The sequence below is a fragment of the Paenibacillus gyeongsangnamensis genome, assembly GCF_027533625.1.
Taxonomy (GTDB): Bacteria; Bacillota; Bacilli; order Paenibacillales; family NBRC-103111; genus Paenibacillus_G; species Paenibacillus_G gyeongsangnamensis.
Genome location: NZ_JAQAGZ010000025.1, coordinates 17,913 through 36,012 on the forward strand (window position 1 = coordinate 17,913; position 18,100 = coordinate 36,012).

At 50.8% G+C, this 18,100-nt stretch carries 7 protein-coding genes and 1 pseudogene; all 8 read left to right on the top strand.

All coding sequences use genetic code 11. The features are described 5' to 3' along the window. Positions 1-10 precede the first annotated feature (10 nt). On the top strand, positions 11-913 hold the full coding sequence (locus tag O9H85_RS30160; RefSeq protein ID WP_269885196.1) for a carbohydrate ABC transporter permease: 903 nt from the start codon (positions 11-13) through the stop codon (positions 911-913). Between the two features lie 32 nt (positions 914-945). Next, entirely contained in the window at positions 946-1,824 is an 879-nt protein-coding gene (locus tag O9H85_RS30165) for a carbohydrate ABC transporter permease (RefSeq protein WP_269885115.1), read from the top strand. A 44-nt stretch (positions 1,825-1,868) separates the two neighbouring features. After that, entirely contained in the window at positions 1,869-4,145 is a 2,277-nt protein-coding gene (locus tag O9H85_RS30170; protein ID WP_269885116.1) for a heparinase II/III domain-containing protein, read from the top strand. Positions 4,146-4,196: 51 nt separating this feature from the next. Beyond that, positions 4,197-5,000, top strand: coding sequence for a putative protein N(5)-glutamine methyltransferase (locus O9H85_RS30175; protein ID WP_269885117.1), 804 nt, complete (start codon positions 4,197-4,199; stop codon positions 4,998-5,000). Positions 5,001-5,231: 231 nt separating this feature from the next. Next, positions 5,232-5,695 (top strand): annotated as a pseudogene (locus tag O9H85_RS30180) (NUDIX hydrolase). Between the two features lie 1,030 nt (positions 5,696-6,725). After that, entirely contained in the window at positions 6,726-9,797 is a 3,072-nt protein-coding gene (locus O9H85_RS30185; RefSeq protein ID WP_269885197.1) for a carbohydrate-binding protein, read from the top strand. A gap of 138 nt (positions 9,798-9,935) precedes the next feature. Next, positions 9,936-13,040, top strand: a complete 3,105-nt coding sequence (locus O9H85_RS30190) for an efflux RND transporter permease subunit (RefSeq protein WP_269885118.1) — start codon at positions 9,936-9,938, stop codon at positions 13,038-13,040. A 40-nt stretch (positions 13,041-13,080) separates the two neighbouring features. Further along, entirely contained in the window at positions 13,081-18,009 is a 4,929-nt protein-coding gene (locus O9H85_RS30195) for an Ig-like domain-containing protein (RefSeq protein ID WP_269885119.1), read from the top strand. Positions 18,010-18,100 lie beyond the last annotated feature (91 nt).

Consider the following 18,100-nt stretch of genomic DNA (forward strand, 5'->3'; position numbering starts at 1 on the left):
TATGTTTCAAATGAGAAGATGGAGCGAGCAGCTTCCGGGTATCGGATTTACGCTGCCCAGCCTGCTGCTGACACTCGTATTCGGCGTCTACCCCATTTTTTGGGCGATGCGGTATATGTTCTACGATTATAAGGGCTACGGTAAAGAGCGGTTCGTCGGCCTGAGCAATTTTACACAGCTGTTTCACGATCACACTTATTGGGATTCCGTCGTCAACACGTTTATTTATGCGGGAGGTAAGCTCATTCTGACGCTTCCGTTATCGCTCATACTGGCGGTCATTCTCAATCGGGGGCTGCGCGGGAAGCATCTGCTCCGAGCGATTTATTTTATGCCGACGATCGTGAGCACTTCCGTCATTTCCGTGGTGTTTTTTATCATTTTTAATTCTTTTAATGGAATTTTGAACCAATTCCTGCTTCGCTTTCACATCATTGATAAAGCCATTGACTGGCTGGGCCCTGAACATGCGATGCTCAGCGTCATTATTATTGCGGTGTGGGGTGCGGTGGGGAATTATATGCTCCTGTTCATCGCCGGGCTGCAAAATATTCCGAACGACGTCTACGAAAGCGCCTCGCTCGATGGGGCGAACGCCATGCAAAAGTTTTGGTACATTACGATTCCGATGCTCGGACCGGTGCTCCAAATGGTCATTATGCTGGCGATCATCAACTCGCTGAAGGGCTACGAGAGCATTATGGTATTGACGGAGGGAGGCCCGATCGGTAAGACGGAAGTGATGTTCTTGTACGTATATAAGCAATTTTTCCCGATCGCGACATCCGGCAGCTCGGTTGAACAGCAGATCGGCTACGGCAGCGCGGTCGGTTTTGTAACGGCCATCATCGTAGGTGTGGTGACTCTGCTCTATTTCTACGCGTCAAAACGGATGAATAAGGTGTACGAATAAGCCGCCCGTCCAAACTTACAGGAGGTGTACAGATGACAACGGAAGCCGTAAAGCTTCAGTCTGCCGTTCCAGCTTGGTCGATCCTGTCCGCCGTGAAAAAATCGGCGTTATGGATCTTTCTGCTTTTCGTCGCTCTGTTGACTATATTTCCCGTCGTCATAGCTTTTTTAGGCTCGTTCAAATCGAACGCGGAGCTTACGGGAGGGGCGACGATTTTGCCGGAGTCGTGGCATTTCAACAACTATGCCGAGGTGTGGCAGCAGGCGCATTTCTCCACCTATACGTGGAACAGCTTGTTTATCAGTATTTTCACGACGGTAGGCACCCTGCTTGTCGCCTCGATGGCGGCTTATGCGGTCGATCGGCTGCACTACGCAGGTAAAAAGTTTTATGTTGTACTGCAGGCGGCGACGATGTTCGTTTCCATTGGCGCGGTCGTGCTTCGGCCGCAGTTCGAGCTAATGGTGAAGCTGCATTTGCACACGTCGCTTTGGGGCGTTATCATTATTTTGATTAGCGGTCATGCGTCCATCTTCTTTATCCTGCTTAGCTTCGTGAAGGCGATCCCCAGAGAGCTGGATGAAGCGGCGATGATCGACGGCTGCTCCAAGCTGTGGATATACACCCACATTATATTTCCGTTGTTAAAGCCGGGCCTTGGCGTAGCGGCGCTGTTTATTTTTCGCGGGGCATGGAACGAATACATCCTGCCGCTCGTGTTCACGATGAGCAAGCCGAAGCTGCAGGTGCTGACCGTCGGTTTGGCGGGTCTTCGCTACGGCATCTCTGCGGCGGCACAGACCCACTACATGATGGCGGGCGCTTGCTTGTCGATTTTACCGTTATTGATCGTGTATGTACTTGCGAACAAGTCGTTTATGCAGGTGACCTCGGGTTCGGTCAAAGGCTGACGGGAAGATCAAGATAACTTATTTACAGAAAGAAGGAACCTGCTATGAATGCCCTTCGGTTGAAAAAGCTGCTGCACAACGCCTCCGATCCCGCATATCGGCGGGCATGGGAACAGCTGCTGAGACGTGCCCAAACAGCTCTGGCCATCGATTATCCCGTCTCCGAGCAGGAGCGGGGAGATTGGACGCATTATTACTATTGCAGCTATGACGGGGCGCGGCTTCGCTTCGATTGGAGCCGGCCGGGGCTGCACGAGTGTCCGGTGTGTGTGAAGGAGTGGGCCGGGGAGCCGTTCGACGGAGCTTGGGTAACGCTTGCTCACTCGCAGCTGGGCAGCGGGATGAAGGATTTGGCGGTATACAGTCTGGTTGCGCAGGATCCCGTGGCAGTGACACGGGTTCGTGAGGTGCTGTTGGCTTATGCCACATACTATGAGGGGTATAAGGTACACGGGAATATCCCTTATAACGGGCCGGGAAAGCTGTTCGCCCAGACGCTCGACGAAGCGCATTGGATTATCGATCTGTGCTACGCCTATCGTTTGATAGATAGTCATCTGACCGATGAGGAAAGGCACTTGATCCAGAGCGGCTTGTTAAGGCCATGCGCTGCGTTTCTTATCAGCCACAAGGAGCATCAGCTGCATAACCACGCCATGCTGATTACTTCGGCGATCAGTATGCTCGGATTTCTGCTGGACGATAAGATGATCCATCGTGCGGGACTCGAAGGAGCCTATGGACTGCTTGACCAGCTGAGCCGGGGAGTCTTGGACGATGGCATGTGGTACGAGGGCAACTTCCAATATCATTTCTACGGCTACCACTCGCTGCTGCAGTACTGTATTCTCGTAGAAGGCACGCAGTGGGATCTGCTGGATCATCCAGTGCTTAAGCGAATGTTTGACTTGCCGCTAAGCTATCTTTTGCCGGACGGTACGCTGCCGAATCTGAATGATGCGAGCTACGCGATGTCCGTTGCATCGCTCGCGCCCTATTATGAAATGGCTTACGCGTGGTACAAGGACGCCAAATACGGCGAGCTGCTGCGTCTGGCTTACGGCAGGGGATTCGACCGATCCGCAAGCAGCGCTGCAACGCGCGTGCGGGATCTGCAGACGTTGGAGATGGTTGCAGGGGAAACCGCCGGGGAAGCTGCAGAAGGAACTGCAAATGACGCGGAAGCGGCAAGGGTACTGGCGACAACAGCAGGACCAATGCAATATTTTGCTTTCGAACCCGTCGAACGCAGCTCGATGGAAGCGCTGTGGTTCGGCGAGGAGCTTGGCAGAGAACCGATCACAGACGAGCTGACGAAGCTGATGACCGCTGACTATACCTCGGACATTAGCGGTTTGACCAAGCTGGTGAACCGCAGCGGCTGGCATCTGCTGGTGAAGCACAGCACGTTCGGCGGGGAGCACGACCATATGGATCGCCTCGGGCTCTCGTTCGGCGTCGGCAGCGTGCCGCTGTTCATCGATCCGGGCACCACGGCGTATGGTGTACCGGCGCATTACGGCTGGTTCAAACGTACGTATTCGCACAATACGATATGCTTGAACGGCAAGGATCAGCCGCCGGCCGACGGGCAGCTGCTGCAGTACCGTCAGGAGCCATGGGGCGACTGGGTCGAAACTACTGTGAACTGGTACGGCGACGGCTACCGGATGAAGGGCTCGATTATTTTGCCAAAGGAGATGTGTCCGTGGGATGATGAGGTATACCGTGGCGCGAGTGTGCGAAGAGTGAATGCACTAACCGATCGGGTACTGCTGGATATCGTCAAAGTCACCGTCCCGGCGGAACGGGAGATCGACCTGCTGTACCATATGAGCGGCAGCTTGGAGGACGACGGACCATGGCAGCCTTATGATGCCCCGGTAAGCGCTTTGTCGCAGGAATGGCTGCACGGGAAGCAAAGCAAGCGGCATGAGAACGTGGAATCGCTGGGCTGGAGAATGAAGGAAGGCCGGCTGCTGCAGGCGAGCTGGTGCTCCGAGCCTTCGGAGCTGATTACGGCACGCACGCCGGATAATCCGCCGAGCGGATCCCGTCAGACGCTGATTCACCGGGTACAGGGTACAGCCGCAGCGGAGCGGGAGGTGCTGTTTATCCATGCTTTTATCTACGAGGGTGATGGCGGAACGTTCAGCGTAAGCGGTACGACCGGTGAATCGGAAGCGGCCGACGGTCTGAAGCTGCAAGTAAAATCTGGAGAGGGGGGGGAGCTGCTAATTAGCCTCAGCAAGGCGAAGATAGATGAGACATGGAGTTTGGAGTGGATAGGCGACAAGGCCGCATTGACTTTCATCCGGTAGCCTCATGGTGCAAAGCGATAAAATATTATAGATCCGAAATGAGGAAAATTAGTGGAATTTTACGGTGATTTTCAAGGAGATGCCCTTTTTTCAAACATTGTCAACAGGCTTCGGGCCGCCGGTTGTGTGTTTGCCGAAGATGAGGCCCGGCTGCTCGTTTCCGCGGCTCGGACGCCGGACGACCTTGCCGCCATGGTGGATAAGCGAGTTGCTGGTTTGCCCCTCGAGCACGTCATCGGCTGGGCGGAGTTCTGCGGTTTGCGGTTCGCGGTGGAGCCGGGAGTTTTCGTCCCCCGACTCCGTACTGAGTTTCTTGTACGTCAGGCTGCTGCCCTCGCCCGATCAAGTGCCGTAGTGGTGGACCTTTGCTGCGGCTCGGGTGCGTTGGGCGCCGCGTTGGCCGCTTCCCTAGAACGGATCGAGCTGCACTCGGTCGATATCGACCCCGCCGCGGTACGGTGTGCCCGTCGCAACGTCACTGCCGCCGATGGTCACGTGTACGGAGGTGACCTCTACGAGCCGCTGCCCGCCACACTGCGGGGCCGCATCGACGTCCTGGTCGCTAACGTCCCCTACGTACCTACTGAGGCAATCAGGCTGCTGCCTCCGGAGGCCCGCCTACATGAGGCGCGGGTGGCGCTCGACGGGGGCACGGACGGGCTTGACGTCCAGCGACGGGTGGCGGCCGAAGCGCCGCTCTGGTTGGCACCGGGCGGCCACCTGCTAATCGAGACTAGCGAGCGGCAAGCGCCGCAGACCGTCGAGTTCTTCGCTCACAACGGACTGATCCCGCAAGTGGCCAGTTCCGAAGAATTGGACGCCACCGTCGTCATCGGAACCAGACCAGCCTTTTAGCGTCGATCGGGTAGCTAGTCCTATTGGATATAGACGAAGTAACAAGTGCACTTATAATCAACTCGACGAGGCTGCCGCGGAATGAACAACCGGCAGCCTAATTACATTTATTGGGCAGTAATCATTAGAAATCGTCTTGTTTATCCATACATTGACCTGTATAATCACTCCAAACAAATTTTGGGAAATGATTGATATCAATAGAAATGATGAGAAGGAGAGCAGAAAAAAATGGCGCAAACTGGAATTGTTTTAGTTGTTAGTGTATCTATCATTCAAGAAGACAAGGTTTTGTTTTGATAATAAAAGAAAACAAACCGATTGCCAGGAATAAATGGAACTTTCCGTCTGGAAGGATAGAACCGGGTGAAGATATCTTAGATGCTGCACGTAGAGAAGTAAAAGAAGAAACCGGATATGATGTCAAACTTACGGGGACAACGGGCGTTTATAATTTTATTAGCAGCACCAACAATCAAGTCATTATGTTTCATTTTACCGGTGAAATTATTGGCGGTTCCCTTCAATTAGAAGAAGATGAGATCATAGATTCCAAGTGGATCGCGGCATCCGATTTATTGATTCCAGACCTGCATGAATTTCGTAGTGCATCCGTTATTAAACAAATAGCGGAGAACCTCATCAACGGTAAAAATTATTCATTAAGTTTCTATAATCCTAATTTGGTCAAGTAGATACTACGGAAGTAAAAAAGCATTTAAGAAATATATAAGGGTAACTCCGGTAGAATGGGAAGTCGAGCACGCAAAATAATTCGACATTCCAGCTTATTTCACTAACGGTATTTAGTTTAATATCAAAAGGGTTGCCGGTGGCAGCCCTTTGCTGCGTTATATAAGGGGTATCCGAAAAGGGTACCTCTAATTTTTTCCAAATCACTTGCAGAGACGTTCGTATTAACAAAATCTTCATTTGAGTTTTACATCAATTTTACCTATTGAAGCTGGAACTATTGTACAATTTATTTTGTACATAATGAAATAAAGGACTATTTTACTAGAAATATTGGTAGTGTTAAAAAAATATTGAACACACAAACAGGATCATTCAAAACGCGAAAATCGCTGTTGGAGCCAAGGCTCGACTTCCCAAGCGTTAAACGAATCGTTCGCTTTCGATATGAAAGTTTTTTTCTGCATGGATGTGAGAATTTTTGGGGAGGTGATGCTTACGGGTTGAAGTGGCCTTTAATTACCACATCAGACTTTGCATGTCCCGTTCGTCATTGTACGAATTGGCTCTGGGTAAAGGATTTTATCGGGACACGAATCGCGATATGCAAAAAGCGTATCCGCAGGTATCGCCGCGAACGTCAGATTGGGAGTACTCAGTATTATCTAGTTGAGCAAATAACTTTGTTTGGAGTAAACTCCTGGTGAAAGAGTGAGCACGGGCTAGTAAATTTTTTATCTGGAGGACATCAAGATGAAAATTAAGAAATTAAGTAAGAAATTATCGGCGGCCGCTTTAGCCTTATTCGTTTTGGGTGCAGGATCCGCCTATGCCAGCTATAGTATGGTAGCGGGACCTCAGGTGAACGGCACCGCCTACACGCCCTCTGGCTGGAAGGTAACGCCCGTTGGTGTGCAGAAGCCTGCCGGCTTCTACCCAGCCAACGCCGTACTATCGCCGGACGGCAAAGCAGTCCTTGTTCCAACCGTCATTGGGGATCCCAACAACAACGGCGTGCAATCGATCAAAGTAATGGATGCGAAGGACGGCAGTCTTATTCAGGATTTTGACCTCAGAAGTGGTGACCATAGTATCCGTCAAGGCGGGGGGCCTGGATTGATCTTCAGCCACGACGGCAGGAATATCTACCTCGCCACGGCTAACAAGAACTCGGTCCTCGTCTTTGACTGGGACGCCTCCGTGAGCAAACTCAAGCTGAACCGACAAATCGATCTGCCGTCGGGCTCGTTCGCACAGACCGTCGCGATTTCACCGGACGACAAGACTCTGTATGTGGCCGCCGGGTTCAAAAACAAGCTCCTCGCCGTCGACATAGCCTCCGGGAACACCGCGCAGGCATCGGTAGGCTCCTATCCGTACGGTGTGGGGCTATCGGCGGACGGACATACGGCGTACGTCACGAACCAGGCCGAGAGCACGATCTCGATCCTCTCCGTGGACGGACTCACGCTAACGCCGCAGAATAAGCTCACCGTCGGGACCCACCCAAACAGCATGCTGCTCGACGCGAAGCGGAACTGGCTCTACGTCGCCAACGGTGACAGTGACACGATATCGATCGTTAACACCGTGAGCAACACTGTCGTGAACACGATCTCGCTGGCTCCGTATCCGGACGCGCCTAATGGTAGCTCGCCGACTAACATGACGCTGTCGCCCGACGGTGGTACGCTGTATGTCGCCAATTCCGGCAACAACGACGTCGCCGTAGTAGACGTCTCTGACAAAGGCGAGTTCGGCCGCACTAAGGGGCTCATCCCGACCGGCTGGTACCCGACCGGCGTGCAGGTCGCTCCGGGCGGCCAGCTCCTCATCACCAGCGCCAAGGGACTCGGCACCGGGCCGAACGTGGGCAAAGACCCCGCTAATCCGCAAAACGGCCCTTACATCACGCTCATGCTGCAGGGTTACTTGTCGGTCGTTCCGGCACCGAGCGAGTCTCAACTTGCGACGTACACCCGGATGGTGCGGGAGAACAACGGCTTCGACGATAAGGGAAAGGCGAAGGGCTTCGACAAGCACTTTAACGCACCAGGCACCATCGTACCGCGTCACCCCGGCGAAGGTTCACCGATTAAACATATCATTTACATCGTCAAGGAGAACCGCACCTACGATCAGGTGCTTGGCGACCTCGGCAAGGGCAACGGGGATCCTTCACTGACTCTGTTCGGCTGGAATGTCACTCCGAACCAGCACAAACTCGCCCAGCAGTTCGTGACGCTGGACAACTTCTACGCCGATGGCGAGGTGAGCCAGGATGGCTGGGACTGGGCGACAGAGGCCAACTCCAACCCGTTTAACCAGTATCTCACGCATCAGTATTATGGCGGCACTGGCGGAGGGTACGACTCCTCCGGTTATTTGGATTCGCAGGTAACGGCAGGCAATGCGGACCCGAGCCGTGCATTCCTGTGGGACGCGGCCGCTGCGGCCGGTATGACCTTCCGGCACTATGGCATGCATTCGTTGCCTTCGGACTGGTTCGGTCCGAACAACGAGGTGAAGTGTCCAGCAGGCAAGTACTGCACCTTCGAGAAGCTGCTCAACGATAATACCGACCATGACTACCCGTGGTTTGACATGGGCATCACCGATATGGCGCGGTATCAAGAGTGGAACAAGGAATTCCAGCAGTACGTCGCTAATGACAACCTGCCGACCTTCCAATTCATCGACCTGCCGCGCGACCACTCTGCTGGCGGGGGTACGGCGTTGGCGCTGGCCACGGATAACGATCAGGCACTGGGCAAGATCGTGGAGACGGTATCGCACTCGAAGTACTGGAAGGATACTGCGATCTTCGTCGTCGAGGACGACGCGCAGGGAGGCGTGGATCATGTCGACGCCCACCGTACGATCGCCCAAGTGATCAGCCCCTACACGCAGCGGGGCATCATCGACTCGCACTTCTACAGCCAAGTGTCGATGCTGAGAACGATGGAACTGCTAGTTGGTCTGGGACCGCTCACCCAATTCGACGCTGCGGCTTTACCTATGATCTACTCTTTCGGAGATAAACCGAATTTCGCCGGCTATGATGCGGTAATGGCACCTACGGTAAGCGCGACCGTCTCTTCGCCGATCGTTAATTCGGGTCAAACCGTTACCGTCACGGGGACAGTTAATAACAGCGCAGGTTCTCCGTTGTCGGGTACAACGCTGCATTTGGTAGCCCCGAACGGATGGACGGTCACACCAGGAGACATTCCTATGAAGGAGATTCCCTCTGGGGGCAGCGCTAGTGCGAGCTGGACAGTTACTGTACCGATGTCGGTGTCAAGCGGTCGTCAGCAGTTTACGGTCCAGGCTAACTACCCGCTCATTGGGAACTTCACCGGAAGCAACACCGGAAGCATCAGTGTAACTGTTAATGGTGCTCCTGTTCAAATACCTGGAAAAGTGGAAGCAGAAGATTATTTGGATATGTCCGGGATTCAAACAGAGAACTGTAGCGAAGGCGGACAGGATGTAGGCTATTTAGATCCGGGAGACTGGATGGATTACACTATAAAAGTTCCAAGCTCGGGAACTTATAAGGTTAATTACAGAGTGGCCGTAAACTCCTCGACACCAGGCAGCGTTAATTTCCTTCTAGATGGTGTCTCGAAAAAAATAACTTCGTTGCCGTCAACAGGCGGGTGGCAGAATTGGGCGACAGTATCAGACCAGGTTGACTTGACTGAAGGCATTCATACGGTAAGGCTTCAAGTAGCTCAATCAGGCTGGAATTTAAACTGGTTTGAACTGGCAAATGTTGCAGAAGCAGGGTCCCAAACGGCAGGGCTGGCACAGCCGACGGAGCCATCGAGTACGCAGTTGGCAGTGAGCGTACAGTCTGTCATGAAGCCCGAGAACATGGTCGGACAGCCTGACCAGGTCGATCCTCAGAAGCTTAATGAGGAGATCTGGAGGGCCATCAAGGGACCGAACGTCCCGATGCCTGCGCCCAAGCATAATTTCTACACTTCCGGGAACGCCGCTGGCAAGGACAGCGACGACCTATCAGGAGCGGGATCCGCGGCTCGAAAACAACTTGCACGCACGATTGAATCTTGGAATCAAGGAACTGTAAATAATTAATAAAATCCGGTTACTATGAACCATATACCCGGAGGCAGACAGGCTATCCGGGTATATGGACCAAAGCGCCTGGCGGCAAGAAGGAAACAGGAAGAAGGGGGCGTGAATATCGGGCTCTGAATAGGAGGCCGATCCGTTATGCAGCGAGTGATTGAAGCAGCGATGAAACGTTCGATGATAGTTGTCGTATCGATTTTGCTCATTTTGGGTTGGGGTGGAATATCCGCCTATAAGATGGAACGCGATTATCTCCCACCTATCAATAACTCTACGCTCATGATCAGTGTGCGGGCGGACAACTACCAAGCCGATCAAGTGAAAGCAAGCCTAGCAGGAGTGATGGAGCAGGCGATACGAAATATTAACGGATTAGAATCACTGGAGATCAATTCCTTTAACGGCGGATTGCTGTGCAGTCTTTACTTTCCCTTTCGTTATGATATGGAAAAGGCCGAAGGAGAAGTTGCACAAGCATTGACCGGTCTGACCCTCCCTTCCGGAGTTCAAAAGCCTCTTGTCACTCGGGTGAGTACCAGCTCTTTTCCGATTATGAGGCTTAGTGTGGCGAGCCAGTCCGATCAAGCGGATGAAAATGCCCTTCGCACCTCGCTTCAGAACGAAGTGGCGAGTCCACTCAAAAGTGTGCCCGGAGTAGGTGACATACGTATCACCGGCGGGGGGGATAACGGATTTGTAGTGACGCTTCGGATGAAGGATCTGGAGAAGACGGGATTCACATTGGATGACGTCAAACGCTCCCTTGTTTCGCCCGGTACGGTCTGGCCGCAAGGGAAGATCATCACCGACCATTTATCGATTCCTATCAGGGTCACGGGCCCGGGTGCAAGCGCTCAGGATGTAAACGAGACTCTGATTCATGGTACGAACGGGAAAACCATCCCGCTATCTGCCGTAGCAGACGTATCCGCATCCATGGTCGATCTTCAGACCGTTTCGCGTACGAATGGTAAGCCTAGTGTCATCTTGGATGTGATTAAGAATCCTTCATCGAATATTATCGATGTATCGAATCGAGTGCATGAGCGTATCCAAGAACTTCAGAGAGTTTTACCCAAAGACATTCAGCTTTCGGTCTCATTCGATCGTGCTGAAGATGTCAGGGCATCACTTAAAGGGCTGATTCGTGAAGGGCTGCTAGGCTGTCTATTTTCCATGCTGAGTGTCTTGTTATTTCTTCGAAATATCCGAGCTACTCTATTGATTGCCTTGTCCTTGCCGATTTGCCTGCTCACAACGACGGCTTTGCTGAAATGGATGGGAATCAGCTTGAATATTCTTACCGTATCCGGATTGGTAGTCGCGATGGGGAGAGTCGTAGATGATTCGATCGTCATTCTTGACAATATGGTTCGAAAAATCCAGGGCTCCGATCGTAAAGTCCATCTTCAGCTCTTGTCCGGTGCGGTTCGTGAATTGATGCCCGCCATTGTTTCGTCGACGGCAACGACGATCGTAGTGTTTATCCCGATCATCCTGGTGGGAGGGATCGTTCAAGCTAGTTTCTCGGCTTTTGCCTGGACGGTCGTCATTGCTTTAATCGTATCGCTGTTCGTTTCGCTTTTCGTCGTTCCGGCGTTCGCCCATCTCTGCTGGAGAGAATTTCGAGTGAATTCTCATACCACCCAGCCCTTTGCGAATCGAATGCTGCGATGGGCATTTTCTCGAAGAAAATGGGTCATGGCTCTGACCCTTGTTATTTTTGCCGGCACAACTGCGGAGGCATTCGTTCTTCCTGTGAATTTTCTTCCTACAAGCGGTCCGGGGGAAATTTCCATTAAGGCAGCGTTACCCGAAGGGAGTTCTCTTAAGGCCGTCGATAGCGAAGTAAAAAGGGTGGAGGATCTGTTAAAATCGAATTCACAAATCGAAACCTTTACTTCAACCATAGGCTCCTCCTTTATGCCACAGTTTGACGATGTGTTTGACGATGGCGGGGGATGGATTCAATCCACAACGGAAGCCAATCTAACGGTTAAAGTAAAAGCGAATGTAAATGTGGATACGGTTGTAACGGAACTTCGAAATCAACTGTGGGCTTTACAAAGTGCCGCCAAGTATACGGTGACCAATCGTAATATTTCGGGTGATGATTCGCAGTTAAAGGTCATCTTTACAGGAGCGGATGCCGAGGCGCTCGATAGTATCGCCCGGAAAGCCCGAAATATACTGAAACTCGTATCTGGACTTAGTGTTGAAGGAATTGAAAATGATGAGGGAAGCGGCACTTCGTACCATTTAGTTCTAAATCAGGATCAAATCAAACGCAGCGGAATCAAAGTAGAGGATATTGTAAATCGAATTCAGCCGTATTTATCACAAGGAACAAGGCTGGATGCATCCGTAGGCGGTCAACCTATCCCGCTCATCCTGAACACGGATCTCGATTCTACGGCCAAACAATCCGGGAAGGACGTCCTATCCTTATTGGCGAATGAAACCTTTGAGTCCAAGGATGGACAAAGTTTCAGCTTACAACAGCTCACTTCTATCGCTCCAAACCATGGATTATCCGTATACCGGGATCGTGACGGTCACCCTTTCTCCGTTGTTACCGCCAATATCGTTACTCAGGATGTAGAAAAGGTGACTAACCAAGTCCGAACGGTTATGAATGGATTAAACCTTCCAAAAGGAGTGAGCTATTCTTTCGGAGGGATTTCCGGACAAGTTCAGCAGATGATCATGGAAATGGCGATTTCCTTGTCTATTTCTGTGGTGCTCGTTCTCTTGATTGTGAGTTCAGTCTTCCGAGGATGGACAGCTCCTCTGTCCGTACTTGTATGCATCCCGCTATCCCTCATTGGCTCGGTATGGGGAATGGTTCTATTCGGAAAGCAGTGGAATCTTGCCGCATTTATTGGGGTTTTAATGCTCATTGGCATCGTGGTAACCAACGGAATTGTACTGGTCGATAAAATAGAGCGGAACATGTCAAGCGGGATGATTCCGGAAGAGGCCATTATACAGGGAACATTATCCCGTATACGGCCTGTCCTTATGACGGCATTCGCGACGATATTGACATTACTTCCGCTGGCGCTTTCTTCCCGATCGGACACGGTAATTTCCCAAACTCTGGGCATTGTGGTTGTGGGCGGGATGCTCAGTTCAACATTCATCAGTTTAATTCTGATACCTATCATTTATAAGTGGATGCATAAAAAATCCGTTGTTACTTCTTCGGATTCAAGCATCGCCATAATGGATGGCAGGGTTATATAATTTTAAGCTTAAAATATGGTAGAAATGGGGTTTTGCCAATATGGTTTTCTCACAAAGCATATTGCTGAACAAAAAACGATCCCGAAAAACGTTGCGTTTAATCGGTTGTCTTGCATCAGTCATGATGTTGATTTTCAATGTGTTCGTCTCATCTTTCATTCATGTCGCTGACGCTGCTGCCGGCCAGACTATAACACCGGACAAACCCGTTTTCATTCAAGGGGAAACCATTACCCTATCGTACACAGGGGCCGGTGCAAACGGGAAGGATTGGGTCGGTCTCTACAAGGGTGGATCTGGCTCATACTTTACATGGAAATATATACAGCCTGGCGACGGGAAAGTTAGTTTCACTGGGCTGGCCCCAGATAATTATGATGCGGTCTATTTTGTAAATGACGGTTATACGTCAGTGGCTCGCACGTCATTCCAAGTCGTTCCACGCGTCCCTGTGACCGGAGTGACTCTTGATCAACCGAAGGTAAGAATGTATCCAGGCGAAACCACAACATTAACGGCTGCTGTTATGCCCGCTAATGCGAACGATACCCGTGTTTCGTGGACAAGCAGCGACCCCACTGTTGTATCTGTAAACTCAATAGGCGGCAGCGCATCGCTGACCGGAAATCTTCCTGGGAAGGCGACAGTGACGGCCACAACTTATGATGGAAGTTTTACGTCTGTTGCGAATGTTACAGTGGACCCCATAGGTTATATCCGAGTGGCGGGAATAGCGGTAGACAAACCGGCAGTAACACTAGGGAAAGGGCAAACGACGCAATTAAATGCAACGATCAAGCCGACGAATGCGAGTAACCCGAATGTCGTGTGGACAAGCAGTAATCCAAGCGTGGCTACGGTAACCGCAAGTGTATACGCTGGTACGGTTACCGCAGGTGTATACGCTGGTACGGTTACGGCAGGCGTGTACGGTGCGACTGTCCAAGCGATAAGCGGGGGAACTGTTACCATTACAGCGACATCAGCGGACGACCCGGGATATTTTGTTACCTCGACGATCACGGTCAATGTGCCTGTAACCGGAGTATCACTGGATCAGACAAGTATGCAATTGCTTGCGAATCAATCTGCACAGCTTCATGCCATCTTGTCTCCTGCAGATGCGTTGAATAAAAATGTGACATGGTCATCCAGCGATCCGAATATTGTGCAGGTCACGGGCATCAGCGGTACGACCGACGCCAATGTTGTTGGCTTGAAGGTCGGGACGGCCAAAGTCACCGTACGTACCATTGATGGGAATTTCACGGCAGATTGCACGGTCAAAGTAACACAATCGATTTCAAATCAAGAATTGCTGCATTTGAAGTTCGATGACAATTTAACCGATAGTTCTCTCTACAACACGAAGGTTCTAGTTAATGGGCCTGCTCCTGTTTACGTGCCCGGCAAATTTGGCAAGGCGCTTCAGCTTAGCGCTTCCAGCGTAACCGGTGCTACATATCTGGATCTCGGCAACTCGGATCAATTTTTTAAATTTGGAAGATACACGGATTTTACCTTTGCCTTCTGGACGAAAATTCCAACAACGGATAATGTGGCAACATCCATTATCTCCAACATGGATTCGAGCCTGGCGGCGAACAACGGCTGGAATATTTCCGTAGCAGGAAACGTAATCAGAGCCCAATACGCCCCTTCCGGTTATCCGGGTTTGGTCATGAATATGGATGGTGTTGTCGATAACAGCTGGCATCATGTAATTGTTTCGTACAAGCGGGATGGAATGGCCACATTTTATCGGGACGGCGTTCCAGTCTCATCTTACGATATCAGCTCGATCATGGGGGACGTTGACACTCCCTTTACGCCAAAAATCGGAGTCGATGGGAAAGGTCAGTTCTTAGGCAAATCCAATGTTATCCTCGATGAGATGAGAATGTTCAGAAAAGCAGTAACGGCTGATGAAGCGATGACCTTATACAAGGAAGGGCAAGTATTTGTCTCAGGTGTTACCGTCGATAAATCGGTTGTTGCCTTGAACAAGGGCGAGTCGACACAGCTTAACGCCACCCTCACACCGGCTAATCCGGATAATCCGAATGTGACATGGAAAAGCAGCAATCCGTTCGTTGCGTCCGTTGCAGGTGGACTCGTGACGGCGGTTTCCGGGGGTACAACGAAAATCACTGTAACCACGGCCGATGGAGGGTTCCAGGCGGTTGCGAACGTTACGGTCAACGGTCCGTCGAACCCGGTCGCAGGGGTCAAATTGGACTCCCCAACTCTTGAAATGCGGCAAAGCCAGAAGGCCAATCTTCATGCGGTTCTATCTCCGGCGATGGCAACGAATCAAAACTTGATCTGGTCTTCCAGCGACCCGACGATCGTAGGTGTAACAGGGGTTCCGGAAGGAACGGATGCCGTTGTTGAAGGACTGAACCCAGGGGTTACTATCGTTACGGTTCGAACCGAAGACGGAAACTTTACAGACACATGCATCGTCACGGTAGATGACAGCGCAGGCAATAAACCGAACATGATAAAAATGAGCTTTGAGAATAATATGCTTGATATCGCAAGGAATGTGAATGCAGCCGTTTACGGTACCCCGGCATTTGTTCCCGGCAGAATCGGCAATGCACTGCTCCTTGATGCAACGGGTACTTATCTGGATCTGATCAAGCCCCAACTCGGCGACGCTTCGGATTTTGCTTTGTCGTTCTGGATCAACTCCGCGGCAACGACCGATAATCGAGTGCTGGTTTCCAACAAAGATGTATCCAATCCTGTGGGCACAGGTTGGTCTGTCGGGCTTGAGAATGGCGGCATCCATTGGAACTATAAGACTTCAGGCAGCGCACCGTTAGATTACATCGTTGCTAACGTAGCGGATGGTAACTGGCATCATATTGCCATATCCCATGACCGGGCTTATGACAAATACGCCGATTTCTACAAAGATGGAGTATTGATAGCCAGCGTTGATCTTTCAAACAATGTTGGAACGATTGATTCCGGCTTTTCCACGAAATTAGGCGCAGACGGAACAGGACATCTTTGGGGTAATGCGAAGGTACAAATCGACGAACTGCAATTGTACAATAGAACGTTAAAAGCAAGTGAGGTCGCTCAGCAATTCTCTGTACCATCCAATCCGGACAACCCGGCTGCACCTGTCATAACATTGAAAGGCGACAATCCGATGATCGTTGGACTCGGCAGCGCATTTACCGATCCGGGCGCAACAGCCATGGACGAACAGGACGGAGACATTACTTCTCTCATTAAGGTTACAGGCAGCGTGAATACGAGCCTAGCAGGGACGTATACGCTGCTATACGATGTGACTAACAGTAAGGGCAGTAAGGCAGCAACCGTAACTCGAAGTGTTTATGTGAAGGACATGAACGTAACGGTGCCGGATACGCAAGCTCCAATCTGGCCAGTTACCAGTACCCTGACCGCTTCCAATATCGGTAAACATGGGGCGACGCTCAATTGGACTGCGGCCATAGATAATGTAGGAGTAACTGCATATAAGTTATACACAGTTACGGGAAGCACGTACTCCGAGGTAATCACGTTAGGCAACGTATTAACCTATAATGTAAAAGATTTGAATCCTGGTTCGAGCTATACATTTACCGTTAAAGCCGGGGATGCAGCGGGGAATTGGAGTAATTACGGACCTAGCGTTACCATTCAAACTCTCCGTAATTCCAGCGATGATTCGAACAATCATCCTCCTGCATCTGGCAATGCCGGGGGAGCGCCATCTACACCTGAACCAATAAAAACGGGTAAGGAAAAAGATAAGGTGACTTTAAATCTTACTACTGACGCCAAAGTAACGAATGAAAAGACTAGCGATGGCAGGTCCGTAACGAAAGTAACCGTAGATGCGGACAAGCTGACGAAAGCCTTCTCTACTTCTGATCAAACCCGGCTGGTTATCATCGAAATCAAAGGTTCCGATCCGGTGAACAAGGTAGAACTCCCTGTAAATGCTCTCTTGGATGCCGCTGCTAAGAAGCCGGGAGCCATTGTACAAATTAAAGTAGATGGGGCAAGCTATAGTCTCCCGGTACATGTGTCTAAGAATTTGCCAAAGGATCAGGTAGTCACAGTCACTATTACGAAAGTATCCGGAAATTCTGATGATGCTCTGAATGCCGCAATCCGTAAGGAAGGGGCACAGAAGCTGGCTAACCCGGTTGACTTTAACGTAAGTGTAAACGGTAAGGATATAACGGATTTCAATGGGGCTTATGTAGAACGTACCTTGACCTTACCATCTGAAGTAGACCCAGGCAAGGTTACAGCGGTTTGGTTTGATGGGAACAACCGCATAAGCTGTATCCCGTCCGTCATTTCAAATGTCAACGGATCGGCTGAAGTGACGATTCATTCTCCGCATAACAGTATTTATACGGTGATTCAGTCCGACAAATCTTTTGCCGACATGCAGGGTCATTGGGCTAGAGCGGATGTGGAAATGTTAGCGAACAAGCTGATTGTGAACGGAGAAACGGATCGTACCTTTGCACCTGATAACCGGATTACACGTGCTGAATTTGCAGCTCTGCTGGTACGTTCGCTTGGTCTGGTCGAAGTAAATTCGGAGAAGCCGTTTGCGGATGTGAATTCAGAGGACTGGTTTGCCGGATCCGTAGGAGCAGCGCAAAAGGCCATGCTTATTGCCGGCTTTGAGGATGGCACCTTTAAACCGAATGCGAACATTACCCGCGAACAGATGGTTTCGATGATCGTACGAGCTCTGAAAGTCGGCGGAAAAGAAGTTCAGGCCGATACTCAAGCACTTGATAAGTTTACTGATCGTAACGGTATTGCCGATTGGGCAAAAGATGCGGTGGCCGGGTCCCTTGCAGCTAATATTGTCCAAGGCATAACGGATACGACATTTGCTGCAAAAGAGAACGCTACACGTGCTCAAGGCGCTTCTATGTTGAAGAGAATGCTGCAATATTCGCAATTCATTAATTAGTTCCAATATAAATTGACTGCTGAAGAAGTAAGATTAGACAAGCAAAGAGATGGTGTTCTTTCGACACCATCTCTTTTTTTTATACAAATTA